The organism is Streptomyces melanosporofaciens, assembly GCF_900105695.1.
GTDB lineage: Bacteria > Actinomycetota > Actinomycetes > Streptomycetales > Streptomycetaceae > Streptomyces > Streptomyces antimycoticus.
In genome coordinates this window covers 5,548,255-5,561,259 of the sequence record NZ_FNST01000002.1, presented here as the reverse complement: position 1 = coordinate 5,561,259, position 13,005 = coordinate 5,548,255, and the positions used below count along the sequence as shown (strand labels likewise).

Annotated in this window: 9 protein-coding genes and 1 pseudogene; 3 read left to right on the top strand and 7 right to left on the bottom strand. The window is 71.6% G+C overall.

Features of this window, described 5'->3' with window-relative positions:
- Window positions 1-132 precede the first annotated feature (132 nt).
- On the bottom strand, window positions 133-1,353 hold the full coding sequence (locus tag BLV72_RS26855) for a S8 family peptidase (RefSeq protein WP_093465405.1): 1,221 nt from the start codon (window positions 1,351-1,353) through the stop codon (window positions 133-135).
- 384 nt (window positions 1,354-1,737) lie between these two features.
- Here BLV72_RS26855 and BLV72_RS26850 point away from each other — a divergent pair, with 384 nt between their 5' ends.
- A complete protein-coding gene (locus BLV72_RS26850) occupies window positions 1,738-4,017 on the top strand; it encodes an MMPL family transporter (RefSeq protein ID WP_093465404.1) in 2,280 nt (759 codons plus the stop codon).
- A 604-nt stretch (window positions 4,018-4,621) separates the two neighbouring features.
- Window positions 4,622-5,515, top strand: a complete 894-nt coding sequence (gene erm, locus BLV72_RS26840) for an ErmE/ErmH/ErmO/ErmR family 23S rRNA (adenine(2058)-N(6))-methyltransferase (protein WP_093465401.1) — start codon at window positions 4,622-4,624, stop codon at window positions 5,513-5,515.
- Here the strand turns inward: erm and BLV72_RS26835 are convergent.
- The 4 genes and pseudogenes from BLV72_RS26835 to BLV72_RS26820 all read right to left on the bottom strand — a co-directional run bounded on the left by BLV72_RS26835 (window position 5,419) and on the right by BLV72_RS26820 (window position 9,808).
- Complete coding sequence (locus tag BLV72_RS26835) at window positions 5,419-6,429, bottom strand: CDP-alcohol phosphatidyltransferase family protein (protein WP_093465399.1); 1,011 nt, start codon at window positions 6,427-6,429, stop codon at window positions 5,419-5,421. The genes erm and BLV72_RS26835 overlap by 97 nt on opposite strands.
- A 283-nt stretch (window positions 6,430-6,712) precedes the next feature.
- Window positions 6,713-8,016, bottom strand: a pseudogene (locus tag BLV72_RS26830) (ABC transporter substrate-binding protein).
- The gene (locus BLV72_RS26825) at window positions 8,016-8,867 is read right to left on the bottom strand and encodes a carbohydrate ABC transporter permease (protein ID WP_093465398.1); all 852 of its coding nucleotides are present in this window, start codon (window positions 8,865-8,867) and stop codon (window positions 8,016-8,018) included. The pseudogene BLV72_RS26830 and the gene BLV72_RS26825 overlap by 1 nt, the downstream one beginning before the upstream one ends.
- Window positions 8,864-9,808: a carbohydrate ABC transporter permease gene (locus tag BLV72_RS26820; RefSeq protein ID WP_093465396.1), complete on the bottom strand. Its 945-nt coding sequence runs from the start codon at window positions 9,806-9,808 to the stop codon at window positions 8,864-8,866. The genes BLV72_RS26825 and BLV72_RS26820 overlap by 4 nt, the downstream gene beginning before the upstream one ends.
- A gap of 154 nt (window positions 9,809-9,962) precedes the next feature.
- On the opposite strand from BLV72_RS26820, the gene BLV72_RS26815 reads away from it, so the two are divergent.
- Window positions 9,963-10,877 carry a phosphotransferase enzyme family protein gene (locus BLV72_RS26815; RefSeq protein WP_093465395.1) on the top strand — a complete coding sequence of 305 codons (915 nt, stop codon included), beginning with the start codon at window positions 9,963-9,965 and terminating at the stop codon, window positions 10,875-10,877.
- Between the two features lie 543 nt (window positions 10,878-11,420).
- Here BLV72_RS26815 and BLV72_RS26810 read toward each other — a convergent pair.
- Together BLV72_RS26810 and BLV72_RS26805 are read right to left on the bottom strand one after the other, a co-directional pair.
- Window positions 11,421-12,023: a TIGR03086 family metal-binding protein gene (locus tag BLV72_RS26810; protein ID WP_244320976.1), complete on the bottom strand. Its 603-nt coding sequence runs from the start codon at window positions 12,021-12,023 to the stop codon at window positions 11,421-11,423.
- Between the two features lie 136 nt (window positions 12,024-12,159).
- Window positions 12,160-12,882, bottom strand: a complete 723-nt coding sequence (locus tag BLV72_RS26805; protein ID WP_093465393.1) for a 3'-5' exonuclease — start codon at window positions 12,880-12,882, stop codon at window positions 12,160-12,162.
- Window positions 12,883-13,005 lie beyond the last annotated feature (123 nt).

The window sequence follows — 13,005 nt, the reverse complement described above, 5'->3', positions numbered from 1 at the left end:
ATCCCGGCGCCTCGGCCACCGAGCCAGCACACGAACCGCGTCCAGCACGCCCAAGGGCGCAACCGGCTGACCGGCTGCGCCCCTGGAGCTGATCACTTCACCTGCATGAGCCTTGCTGGGCCTTGCTCGGGCTTACTCGACGACCTTCAGCAGCTTGTTCGGCGTGCCGTCGCCCGGGTTGGAGATCTTGTCGGCGGTCGCGCCGTCCGTCAGCGCCTTCGCCACGTCGGCCGGCTTGGCGTCCTGGTGGCCGCTGAGGTAGACGGCGGCGGCGCCCACGACGTGCGGGGTGGCCATCGACGTACCGGAGATGGTGTTGGTCGCGTCGTCGTCGGTGTTCCAGTCGGAGGTGATGTCCGAGCCGGGGGCGAAGATGTCGACGACCGAGCCGTAGTTGGAGAAGTCGGACTGCTCGTCCTGGTCGGTGCTGGAGGCGACCGTGATCGCGTCCTTCACCCGGGCGGGCGAGCTCTGGCTGGCGTCGGAGGACTCGTTGCCCGCCGCGACGGCGAAGGTGACACCGGAGTCGATGGCCTTCTGCACGGCGGCGTCGAGGGCCTCGTCGGGGGTGCCGCCCAGGCTCATGTTGGCGACGGACGGGCCCTCGTGGTTCTCGGTGACCCAGTCGATGCCCGCGACGACCTGCTCGGTGGTGCCCGAGCCCTGGTCGTCCAGCACGCGCACCGCCACGACCTTGGCCTTCTTGGCGACGCCGTGCTCGGCTCCGGCGATGGTGCCGGCCACGTGGGTGCCGTGCCCGTTGCCGTCGTCGGCGCTGTCATCGTTGTCGATCGCGTCGAAGCCGGACGTGGCCCGGCCCTCGAAGTCCTTGTGGCTGGTGCGGACACCGGTGTCGATGACGTAGGCGGTGACGCCCTCACCCGCGCTGTCCGGGTAGTTGTACGCCTTGTCGCCCTCGGTGTCCTCCTGGTCGATCCGGTCCAGGCCCCACGACGGCGGGTTCTCCTGGGTGCCCTTGACCGTGTAGCGGTGGTTCTGGACCACCTTGGCGACCGACGGGTCGGCGGCCAGCCGCTTGGCCTCGGTGTCGCTCAGCCCGCTGGCCGAGAAGCCGTTGATGGCGGAGTCGTAGGAGCGGCTCAGCTTGCCACCGTACTGCTGGGCGAGGTCCTTGCCCTCGGCGGCGGCCTTGACGGTCTTGCCGCCCTTGAGCATGACGATGTAGCTGCCGTCCACGGCACTCTTCGACTGGGTGCCGTAGACGGTGCCCTCGGCGGGCTTCGCGGTGGTGGCCCCGGCCGGAACGGCCACGAAGACACCGGCGGTGACGGCGGTGGCGGCGGCTACGGCGAGGCCGAGTCGACGCGCGTTGCGCTGCTTGTGAACTGCCATGACGAGGGTTCCTCCTCGTGCGGTTGTGGGGGGTAAATCGCACCGGGATCGCGGTTCGGAGCCCGTAAGTGCGAAAGATCCGGAGTGTGTTGGGGCCACTCCGGTTCTCACACGACCCTGACTGATGAGTACGGGTCAATTCAAGATCCCCGACGAGGTGTGACATAGGCAACGTTCTCGCGCCCGCCGCGCTTTCGGTCACCAGGTCAACGCCCTTTAGGTGTAAGGGGCTTGGATCGGGAAGGTAGGGCTGTCCCCCCTTCTTCGGATGGAGGGAACCACCGGAGGGTTCACCGGTCAGCAGGATGGGTCGGTCCGCCGCCGCGGCCTAGCGTCATCCATGAGTGGCGGGGACGTTCCGCCACCAGGGCATAAGGGGATGTCGTGGCGGACACAGGCCGCTTGGAGAGGCCGCGCGGGATAGCCGCTCGCGCGGGCAGTTGGAGCGCCCGTCACCGGTGGGCGGCGGTCGGGGGTTGGGTGCTGCTGGTCATCCTCGCCCTGGCCGTCGGCTCGATGACCGGCCGGGTGGACGTGTCGGACAGCGAGCAGGTTCCCGGCGAGTCCGGGCGCGTCTCTACGATTCTCGACGAGGCGGGCATTGACGCCGCAGCCGGGGAAACCGTGCTGATCCAGGCGAAGGGCGGCGGACTCACCGCGAACGACCCGGCCTTCCACAAGGCGGTCGACGCGGTGATCACCGGCGTACGCGACACCGGCCAGGTGACCGCCCTCCGGTCCCCGTACGACACCAAGACCATCTCCGCCGACCGGCGCTCCGCGCTGGTGCAGTTCGAGATGCGTGGCGATCCGGAGAAGGCGTCCGAGCACATCCAGCCGGTCCTGGACGCGGTGGGCAAGGCCCAGGACAGCCACCAGGACCTGCGGATCGAGGAGTTCGGCGACGCCAGCGGCCAGAAGGCGTTCGACGACGCGTTCGGCGACGACTTCACCCAGGCCGAGTTCTCCGCGCTGCCGGTGGCCCTGGGCATTCTGCTGATCGTCTTCGGTGCGCTGGTGGCCGCGCTGCTGCCGGTCGTGCTCGCGATGACGGCGTTCCTGGCCACCACCGGTCTGGTGGCGGTGGTCAGCCACTGGGTGCATATGAGCGACACCGCCAACTCCGTGATGCTGCTGGTGGGGCTGGCCGTCGGCGTCGACTACTGCCTGTTCTACCTGCGCCGGGAGCGTGAGGAGCGCGCCGCCGGACGGGATGCGCAGACCGCGCTGCGGATCGCGGCGGCCACCTCCGGCCGCGCCGTCCTGGTCTCGGGTGTCACGGTGATCGTGGCGATGGCGGGCATGCTCTTCACCGGGATCGCGGAGTTCAAGGCGATGGGGCTCGCCACCTTGATGGTGGTGGCGGTGGCGATGGTCGGCTCGGTGACGGTACTGCCCGCGCTGCTCTCGCTGCTCGGTGAGCGGGTGGAGAAGGGCCGGTTGCCGTTCCTGGCCCGCGCCAAGCGGCGCGGCGGCGGCGAGAGCCGGGTCTGGCGCACCGTCCTCGGCCCGGTGCTGCGCCGCCCCAAGCTGTCGCTGGCCCTCGCCAGTGGCGCCCTGATCGCACTGGCCGTCCCCGCCGTGGGGATGAACACCGCGAACCTCACCATGGATCAGGAGTTCGGCGACCGGCTGCCGGTCGTGACCGCGTACAACCACATCGACGAGGCGTTCCCGGGCGGGTCCGACCCGGCCAAGGTGGTGGTGAAGGCGGACGACATCGACGCGGCGCCGGTGCGCGACGCCCTCGCCCGGTTCCGTACCGAGGCCGTGGCGAAGGGCGCCTCCAAGGGCCCGGTCGAGGTGACCGTCCACCGCGAGCAGAACGTGGCCGTGGTGGAGGTCCCGCTGATCGGCGGCTCGGACGAGGGCAAGGCCGAGCGGAGCCTGAACGTGCTGCGGGACGAGGTGCGCCCGGCGACGCTCGGCACGGTGGACGGGGTGGACGCCCCCATCGGCGGTTCGACCGCCTCCTCCAAGGACTTCAACGACAAGCTCGGCTCGGCCGTCCCCCCGGTCTTCGCCTTCGTGGTGGTCTTCGCCTTCCTGCTGATGCTGATGTCCTTCCGGTCGCTCACCATCGCCGTGACCTCCATCGTGCTCAACCTGCTGTCGGTGGGCGCCGCGTACGGCATCCTCACCGCGGTCTTCCAGCACGGCTGGGGTGCGGGGCTGGTCGGTGCGGAGGGCGTGGGCGCGATCGTGTCGTGGCTGCCGCTGTTCCTCTTCGTGATCCTGTTCGGGCTGAGCATGGACTACCACGTCTTCGTGGTCTCCCGGATCCGCGAGGCGCGCCTGGCCGGGCGGAACACCAAGGACGCGGTGGTGCACGGTGTGGTGACCACGGCGGGCGTGGTCACCAGCGCCGCCGTCATCATGGTCGCGGTCTTCTCCATCTTCGGAACGCTGTCGATGCAGTCCATGAAGCAGATGGGTGTGGGCCTCGCGGCCGCGGTCCTCATCGACGCCACCGTCATCCGGGGAGTGCTCCTCCCGGCCGTGATGCTGCTGCTCGGCGAGCGCAACTGGTACCTGCCGAAGTGGCTGCGGTGGCTCCCGGACCTCGCCCACGACGAGCCCGCCCCGGCCGAGCGGCTCACCGCCCTGGTGGGTGCCCCCGCGAGGCCGGACGCGGACGACCGGCCCCGGCACGCCAGGGTCTGACCGCTCCGGGCGCCCGCGGCGCCTGAGCACCCGCACAACCGCCAACCGGTCACATGGTCTTCGGACCGTGTGGCCGGTTCGGCGTCTTGAGGCGTCGCGGGTGGAAAAAGGCGTTGCGGCCGGCCGTACCCGGTCCCTACGGTGCGGGGATACGGCGGAGAACCGCATACGCGTCGTTTCGCGTACGCGCGCACGGAAGGAGCACACCGATGGGCGGCAGTCCCGGCATCGGCGTGTTCACCCGCGTCAACACCCGCGGCTGTGCCGGGGTGGCGTGTGCGCGCTTCTCTCCTTCGCTTACCCGCCGCCCGCGGCGCGGCCCCGGTGCCCTGGCCGGCCCGGACGCGCCCGGTGTGTTCCAAGAGTCTGTGAGCGGCCCGAGCCGCTGACTCGCCCGGTTTCCGATCGTCTCTCGCGGTGAGCCGATTCCTCGCAGTGAGCTGACTCCTCGCCGTGGAGCTGACTCCTCGCCGTGAGCTGATCCCCTACCCCCACGCGCCCTCGGCCAGGGCCCCCGCCAGTCCAGGAATCACTCGTTCCGGGACGGGCGGCAGGGCCCGTTCCGCGCTGCTGCCGCCCGCCCGGCTCCGAAAGGACCGTGGCCGTGGCCCGCAATCGACACCACCCCCCTACCCCACGCCGTACCGAACGCGACCGCGCCAGGCGCGCGTACGGGCAGAACTTCCTCATCGACCCGGGCGCCGTCGCCCGCGTCGTACGCGCCGCCCGCCCCGGGCCCGGCGATCTCCTGGTGGAGGTCGGCGCGGGCAAGGGGGTGCTCACCGAGGCGCTGGCGCCGCGCTGCCGTGAGCTGATCAGCTATGAGATCGACCGGCATCTGATCCCGCGGCTGCGGGAGCGGCTCGCCCGGTATCCGCGGGTCCGGGTGGTCCACCAGGACTTCCTGGACGCGGCGCCGCCGCGCGAGCCGTTCGCCCTGGTCGGCAACGTGCCCTACGCCCGTACCGCCGAGATCGTGGCCTGGGCGCTGCGGGCGGCACCCCAACTGACCTCCGCGACGCTGCTCACCCAGGCGGAGTACGCCCGTAAGCGCACCGGGGACTACGGCCGCTGGTCCCTGCTGACCGTACGGTCCTGGCCGGAGGTCGAGTGGCGGCTGTGCGGGCGGGTGGCGCGTGCCGCCTTCCGGCCGGTGCCCGCGGTCGACGGCGCGATCCTGCGGCTGACCCGGCGGCCGCGCCCGCTGCTCACCGACCCGGCGGCCCGGTCCGCCTACGCGGACCTGGTCGAGCTGGGCTTCACCGGCCTCGGCGGCTCGCTCCACGCGTCACTGCGCCGGATCTGCCCCGCCCGCGCCCTCGACCGGGCGTTCCGGACGGCCGGGCTGGAGCGGGACGTGGTGGTGGCGTATGTGACGCCGGAGCAGTGGCTGGTCCTGGCTCAGGAGCTGACCGAGGTGGTGGCTCGAAGGGGTTCCGCCGTTTCGAAGGAGTTGATGGTGCGGGTGAAGTCCCGGGTGGACAGCAGCAATTTGTAGATGATGGCCAGCTCGAAGACGAGCAGCAGCGCACCCGATATGACAGTCGTCGCCACCACCGCGTCGACGGCCGGGCCGATGATGAACACACCCATCTGGAACTCGATGCCACTGATGAGATGAGCGCGGATGCGGTGGCGCAGCAGGAAGTTCCGGCTCCGGACCCACCACGGGAAGCGGCGCCGGAACTCCTGGTGCAGATCGACGACGGCGGGGCGGCGCGGGGCCTCCGTGGCGTCCAGGGGTGCCGTGTCAGCCGCCGTGGTCTCCAGGAGCGCCACCGGCTCCAACGGAGCCACCGTGTCGCGGTCGGTCTCCAGATCGGCCTCGGGGTTCTCCCGCAGCAGGTCCTCCATGAAGGCCAGCTCGGCCTGATTCTCGGCCTTGCGAGCCGCCCGCATCCGGGCCTTGATCTGCTTGCGCATCCCATGCCGGATCTTGAAGATCTCCAGCGAGTCGATGTAGCGCAACGAGTCCAGGGACGCGACGGCCAGCGCCAGCCACAGATACAGGACGTCGTCGGTGCGCGCGTACTGGCCGCCCATCAGGGCGACCGAGCAGACCAGCACCCGGATCCGGTCGAAGACGAAGTCCAGCCAGGCCCCGAAGACCGAGCCGGTGCCGGTCAGCCGGGCCAGCTTGCCGTCCATGCAATCGAAGATGAAGCTCACGTGGTAGAGCGCGGCCCCGAGTAGCAGCCATCTCCAGTCGCCCTGAGCGAAGCACGCGGCGGAGCCGAGGCCCACCAGAAACGCACCCCAGGTGAGCTGGTTGGGGGTGGCCCGGGTGTGCCTGGCGATCCAGCGGACCAGCGGTGTGGCCACCGGGTCCACGAGCATGACGGTCCACCACGCGTCTCGCTTCTTCTCGGTGATCCGGCGGACCTCGGCGAGCGGCGGTATGTCTCGGGGCATGAGCGATCTTCCTGGCGTTAGAAAGGAGTTCATCTGAAGCTAAGAAACTGTTCAGATAAGAGACAAGGCCAGACAAGGACAACCTTTGCCGAGGGGTAACGGTCTGCTGGGGGGACCGGGTCCATGGCACGGCCAGGTGCGCCGGACGGCGAGGCCGTCACGGCGACCGGCCGGCGCCTGTCGATTCCCAACTACGGCAAGAATGCCGCCGGTTGGGAGCGGGGGTCCCCTACTGGTGACCGGTCCTGCCACCGGGAGCAGGGCCTACCGCCGGTGGCGGCTCCTACCGCTGGTAGCGGGCGAGCACCAGATTGCCGTCCTCGACCAGCCGCTCCCGTAGCTCCCCCATCCCGATCGCCCCGCTGTAGTACTCCTGCAGCGCCGGCGTGGCCACCTTGTCCTTCCACTCCGGATAGCCGCGCACGGACTGGGCGGGCGCCGGGCGCAGCCGTCCGGCCAGGGCGGCGCCGGTGGCCCAGCCGTGCCGGCGGGTGCGCAGGGCGGGGTCCCGCAGCGCGGTCAGGCCCGTGGGGAGCATCCAGTCACCCCGGGCGAGCCGCACCATATGCGGTGGGCGCAGGAAGAAGTCGATGAAGTGGGCCGCCTCCTTCTGGTACGGGCTGTCGGCGGCGATGGACAGCGTCTGGGGGCTGACCCCCTGCCGCTGGTCGCCGCCGGGTCCGGCCGGGGACGGCAGTACGGTCCAGGCGAAGCCCTTGGGCGCCTGCTGCACGATCTGCTGGCGGTAGGAGAAGCCGAGGGGCACCATCGCGTACTTGCCGCCGAAGAAGCCGGGGAGGGTGTCGGAGCCGCCCATGCCGAGGGTGGTCCGCGCGGCGCTGCGGTCGCCGCCCAACTGGTCGTGGATGACGCGGGGCACCCGCTGGTCGGCCGCGTCGAACCGGACGGTGACCTTGCCGTCCGCGCCCCGGTGGAAGACCTTGCCGCCGGTGGACAGGGAGAGGTTGAGGGTCGCGGAGACGGGCTCCTTGAGCGGCCAGGCCACGCCGTACGTCCCGTCGCGGGTCAGCTCCTTTGCGGCATCCTCGAACTCCCCCAGCTCCAGGGTCGTTCGGAGGTGGGGATCCGCACCCGGGACCGCTCCAGCAGGGCGCGGTTGGCGATGAGCACGCGCGGCTCCTGGAGGAACGGCACACCGTGGACGGCACCGCCGAAGGTGGCGGTCTGCCAGGTCTGGGGCGGAATCTCGTTTTTGAGCCGCGGGGGAAGCAGGTCGGTGAGATCGGCGAGATAGCCGCCGTAGGCGAAGTCGGCGAGATCGTCGGTGGCGTCGTGGATGATGTCGGGCGCCTCGCCGCCCTCGAAGGAGGTGAGCAACTGATCGTGGACGCTGTCCCAGCTGCCCTGGACGTAGTCGACCCGGATGTCGGGATGGGCCGCGTTCCATTCGGCCACCAGCTGCTTGTTGGCCTCGATGGATTCCTGCTGCCAGGCCAGGGACTGGAAGCGGAGGGTGATCCGGCCGTCGGATGCCCGCCGCCGTCCGGGCGCGCAGGCGGAGAGCAGGGTCCCGGTGGCGGACAGCGTCCCGGCGGCGGACGCGGCCAGCAGCGTGCGGCGGCGCATCAGTGCTTCACCGCCCCGGCCAGGGTGCCGCTGGTGATCCGGCGCTGGATGACCGCGAACAGCATGAGCGAGGGCAGCGTCGCCAGCAGTGAGGCGGCGGCGAGCGGGCCGAGGTCGGCGACGCCCTCGGTGCCGATGAAGTGCGTGAGGATGACCGGCATCGTCTGTTTCCGCGGGGACTTGAGCAGGACGAGGGCGAAGAAGAACTCGTTCCAGGCGGTGATGAAGGCGAAGAGGGCGGTGGCCACGATGCCGGGGGCCAGCAGCGGCATGGTCACCGAGATCAGCGTCCGCAGTCTGCTCGCGCCGTCCACGGCCGCGGCCTCCTCCAGCTCGCGCGGTACGGCCCGGGCGTACCCGGCCAGCATCCACAGGGCGAACGGCAGGGACCACACCACGTACACCATGATCAGCCCGGAGAGGGAGTCGATCAGGCGGACCTCCTTGAGCACCAGGAACAGCGGGATGATCACCAGGACGAAGGGGAACGCCTGGCTGACCACGATCCAGCCGGTGGCCGCCCGGGACAGCGGGGAGCGGTGGTGCCGGGCCATCACATAGGCCATCGGGGTGGCGATGACGACGGTGATGGCCGCGGCGGCGAGGGAGGCGATCAGGCTGTTCCCGGCGGATCGCAGCAGCGGCTGCTCGTCGAACGCCTGGCGGAAGTTGTCGAGGGTGGGATGGTCGGGGATCCAGCCGGGGTGGAGGCTCGCCAGCTCACGCGGCGGTTTGAACGCGGTGGAGACCAGCCACAGCAGCGGGAAGGCGAGGAAGACCAGATAGCCGAGGAGGGCGAGGTACTGGCCGGTGCGGGCCGCGCGGCGCCGGGCGGTGAGGCGGGTGCTCATGCGTCGTCGTCTCCCTTCAGCCGGGCGACGAGATGGACGGCCAGCAGGATGGAGACCACCGCCACCAGCACACAGCCCATGGCCGCCGCATAGCCGAACTGGCCGTAGCGGAACGCTTCTTCATAGGCGAAGAGCATCGGCAGCCGGGTGCGGCCGCCGGGCCCGCCGCCCGTCAGGACGTAGACCAGCGCGAAGGAGTTGACGTTCCAGATGAAGCTGAGCGCGCTGATGGCGAGGGCGATGGGCCTGATGGCGGGCCAGGTGACGGCGCGAAAGCGGCGCCAGGCGCCGGCGCCGTCCATGGCCGCGGCCTCGTGCAGTTCGCGCGGCACATTGGAGAGTCCGGCCAGCAGGGTGACCGTGACCTGCGGAAGGCGTGCCCAGATGCCGACCACGACGACGGCGGGCAGGGCGGTGGACAGGCTGCCGAGCCAGTCGCGGTGGGTGCCGAGCGTCTCGTTGAGCAGCCCCGCGTCGGGGTGGTAGACCAGCCGCCACATGATGCCGACCACGACCTCGGGCATCGCCCAGGGAACGATCGCGAGCGCCCGCGACAGCCAGCGGAACCGCAGGTTCTGATTGAGCAGCAGCGCGAGCCCGAGCGCGAGCAGGAACTGCGGTACGGAGACGGCGACCGCCCACACCAGGCCGATCCGGAAGGACTCCCAGAAGAGGGTGTCGCGCAGCAGGTCCTGGAAGTTGAGCAGCCCGATCCACTGGGTGGGGTCGGTGCGGCCCGCCTGGGAGTCGGTGAAGGCGAGCGCGATGCCGTAGAGCAGCGGGCCGACGCTGAGCAGGAGGATCGGGATCAGCGCGGGCAGCACCAGGAACCACGCCCGGTGGCCGCTCCCCGCGCGGCCCGGGCCCTTGCCGGGTGCGGTGGACGGGGGTGGGGCGGAGCCCTGGTCCGAGCGCGCCGAGGCGGCGGTCACGGGTATCACGGCAGGGCCTCCTTCGGACGCGGTGGAGGGCGGTCCGGTGGGAGAGCCCACGTCATCGTGCGGAGGGCGGGCGGTGCAGTCAAGCGGTTCACCTGCGGTAGCCGATGCGAGACTTGGGCGCCGACGAGGAGCAACCGAGGAGAAGGGTACGGCGGTGGCGGATGTCGCGTTCACGGAGGATCGGGCGAGGGCCGTGCTCTCGGCCGCGCTGCCGCCTTACCGGGACGGTACGGCGGAGGCCCGGCTGCTGGCCCTCGGGGAGAACGCCGTCTTCGCCGTCGACAGCCTCTCCCTGGTGGTCCGGATCAGCCGCGATCTGGAGGTGTGGGACCGGGCCGCCCGGGAGCTGCGGATCGCCGACTGGCTCGCCCGCGAGGGACTGCCCGCGGTACGTCCCGACCGGCGCTTCGGCTCCGAGCAGCCGCTTCCGTTCGCCAATCACCTCGTCACGTACTGGCAGCGGCTTCCCGATCCGGTACGCCCCGCCGGGCCGCGCGACCTCGCGGAGCTGCTGCGGATGGTGCACGCGCTGCCCGACCCGCCCGCCGATCCGGCACCGCTCCCGCTGCCGCGCCGCGATCTGCTGGGCGGGATCGAGCGCTGGCTGCGGCTGGCCGGGGACGCGATCGACCCGGCGGACGCGGCGTATCTGCGCGCCCGCCGGGACGACTTCGCGGCCGCCGTCGAGGAGCTGACTCCGCGGCTCGCCCCCGGTCCGATCCACGGCGACGCGCTGCCGCGCAATGTGCACATCGGCCCGGACGGCCCGGTGCTGGTGGATCTGGAGACCTTCTCGCACGATCTGCGCGAGCACGATCTGGTGGTGATGGCCCTGTCCCGGGACCGCTATGGGCTCGGGGCGGAGGCGTACGACGCGTTCGTGGCGGAGTACGGCTGGGACGTCCGGGAGTGGCCCGGCTGCGCGGTGCTGCGCGGCGCGCGGGAGACGGCGAGCTGCGCCTGGGTCGCCCAGCACGCCCCGGGCAACCCGGCGGCGCGCGCCGAGTTCACCCGCCGCATCGCCTCCCTGCGGGAGGACGACCCGACGGTGCGCTGGCACACGTTCTGAACGAACGGCTCCGGTTCAGGCGCCACCCTGCGCCGCACCACGCGGCACGCACCACGCACCACGCCGACTTCCCCGCCGCGCGGCCCGCGCCTACGGGTGTCCGGCGGACCACGCGGCGGAGCCGCATATCGATGCTTCCCCCTCCCCACCCCTTCCCGTTACCAGGGGCTCCGCCCCTGGACCCCGGGATCTGGGGCAGAGCCCCGGTTTCGGGGTCTGGGGCACAGCCCCAGCCCAGGGCGCGAGGCAGAGCCCGGTGCGGGGCCAGGGGCGCAGCCCCAGCCCAGGGCGCGAGGCAGAGCCCGATGCGGGGCCAGGGGCGCAGCCCCGGTGCGGGGCCAAGGGCACAGCACCAGCCCAAGGCGCGAGGCAGAGCCCGATGCGGGGTCTGGGGCGCAGCCCCAGTTTCGGGAAGGGGCGGGGAGGGGAGCAGCCCGCCGCAGGCGGCACGACCCACCGGCCCCCCCGGGCCCGGGATGAACGGGTTGGGCCCGGGGCCGCCAACCGGGCCGCGGCCCGACGGACTCGCCGTGCGGCGTTCCCTCAGGCCCGCCACCCCGGGTCGCGGCCACTCAAGGCGACCGCGCGGTCCAGCGGCGGGGCGTCGTCCGGGACGGAGACCATGGGGCCGAACGCGCCGTCCGGGCGCTGCTCGTCCGGAAACGCCGACAGCCATCCGATGACGGCCTCGGCGCTGCGGGCATCGCAGTCGTAGGGCTGGCCGGTGGCGCGGGCGAGATCCCAGCCGTGGATCAGGAGCTCGTCCAGCGCCACGACGCCCATCATCTGGGCGGGCATGGTGACGCCCCCGGCCACCGTGGTGCCCTGCCAGGCGGACGGCTCGCGCCAGGCCTCGGTCAGCGCGTCGAGCCGACGCGGCAGCTCCTGCCGCCACCCGGGGTCAAGACGGTCCGCCGACCCCTCCCCGGGGGCGGGGTCGTCCGGGCCCGCCGTGGCCGTGGTCTTCTCGGCGGCGTGGCGCATGCCGATGGCGAGCCCCATGAAGTGGTCGAGCAGATCTCCAACGGAGTAGGTGCCACATGGTGTGGGTGCGTTGAGCTGCTCGTCCGAGACGCCGCTGAGCAGCGCCGTCACCCGGTGGACGGTGGGTGCGAAGTCGATCATGGTGGTCTGGTCGTCGGTCACGGTCGGTCTCTCCTCATCGAGTCCGTGGTGCCCCTCAGTGCCTCTCACCCATACGGACCGGCCGGCGGCCGGAAACTCATCGGTGCGACGGCCTCCGCTCTCCGCTCCCTACGCTCCGCTCTCCGCCGGGCGGGCCCTACCCCATCACCGCGCCGGCCTCCCGCAGGGGCCAGCCGGCGTCCACGACCGCGTCGGGGGTGCCTTTGCGGCGCAGCCACGACTGGAAGTCGGCCGCCCAGCCCGCGTACCACCCCACCTGCTTGCGGTGGAGGTCCCACAGCTCGAGCCCGGCGACCTCGCGGTGGCGCTCGGCGAGCGCGCAGGCGACCCGCACCGCCGCCAGCGCGTCCGCACCGGCGTCATGGGCGCGGTCGTGCACCACCCCGTACTCCCCGCAGACGGCCTCCAGCGTGCGCTTGCCCTTGCGATAGCGGTCGACGGCGCGATCTATCGTGTACGGATCCACCACGGGCCCGGTCTCCGCGCCCTCCAGCCGCTCGCTCAGCGGGCGCAGCCCGTGCCGCCCCAACTCGGCGGCGAGCAGGCTGAGATCGAACGCCGCGTTGTACGCCACCACCGGGGCGCCGGCGCGCCAGTGGGTCACCAGCACCTCGGCGACCTCCTCGACCACCTCACGCGCGGACCGGCCCTCCGCCGCCGCCCGCTCATTGGTGATCCCGTGCACCGCCACGGCGCCGTCGGGGATGGGCACTTGAGGGTCGGCCAGCCACTCGCGCCGCCCTATGGGCTCCCCGTCCCTCACCTCGACCACGGCCGCCGTCACGATCCGCGACGTCCGCGGCTCGGTGCCCGTCGTCTCCAGATCGAATCCGATCAGCAGCCCCCGATGCCAGCCCATGACCGCCCCTCCCTTTGTCGTACTTCCCCCAGGTGTGCACCACCTTCCCACGCACCACTGACAACGACCGGTGAAGGATCTTCAGGGCTTCCGGCCCGGCGAGCCACAACCCGGCGACCACGG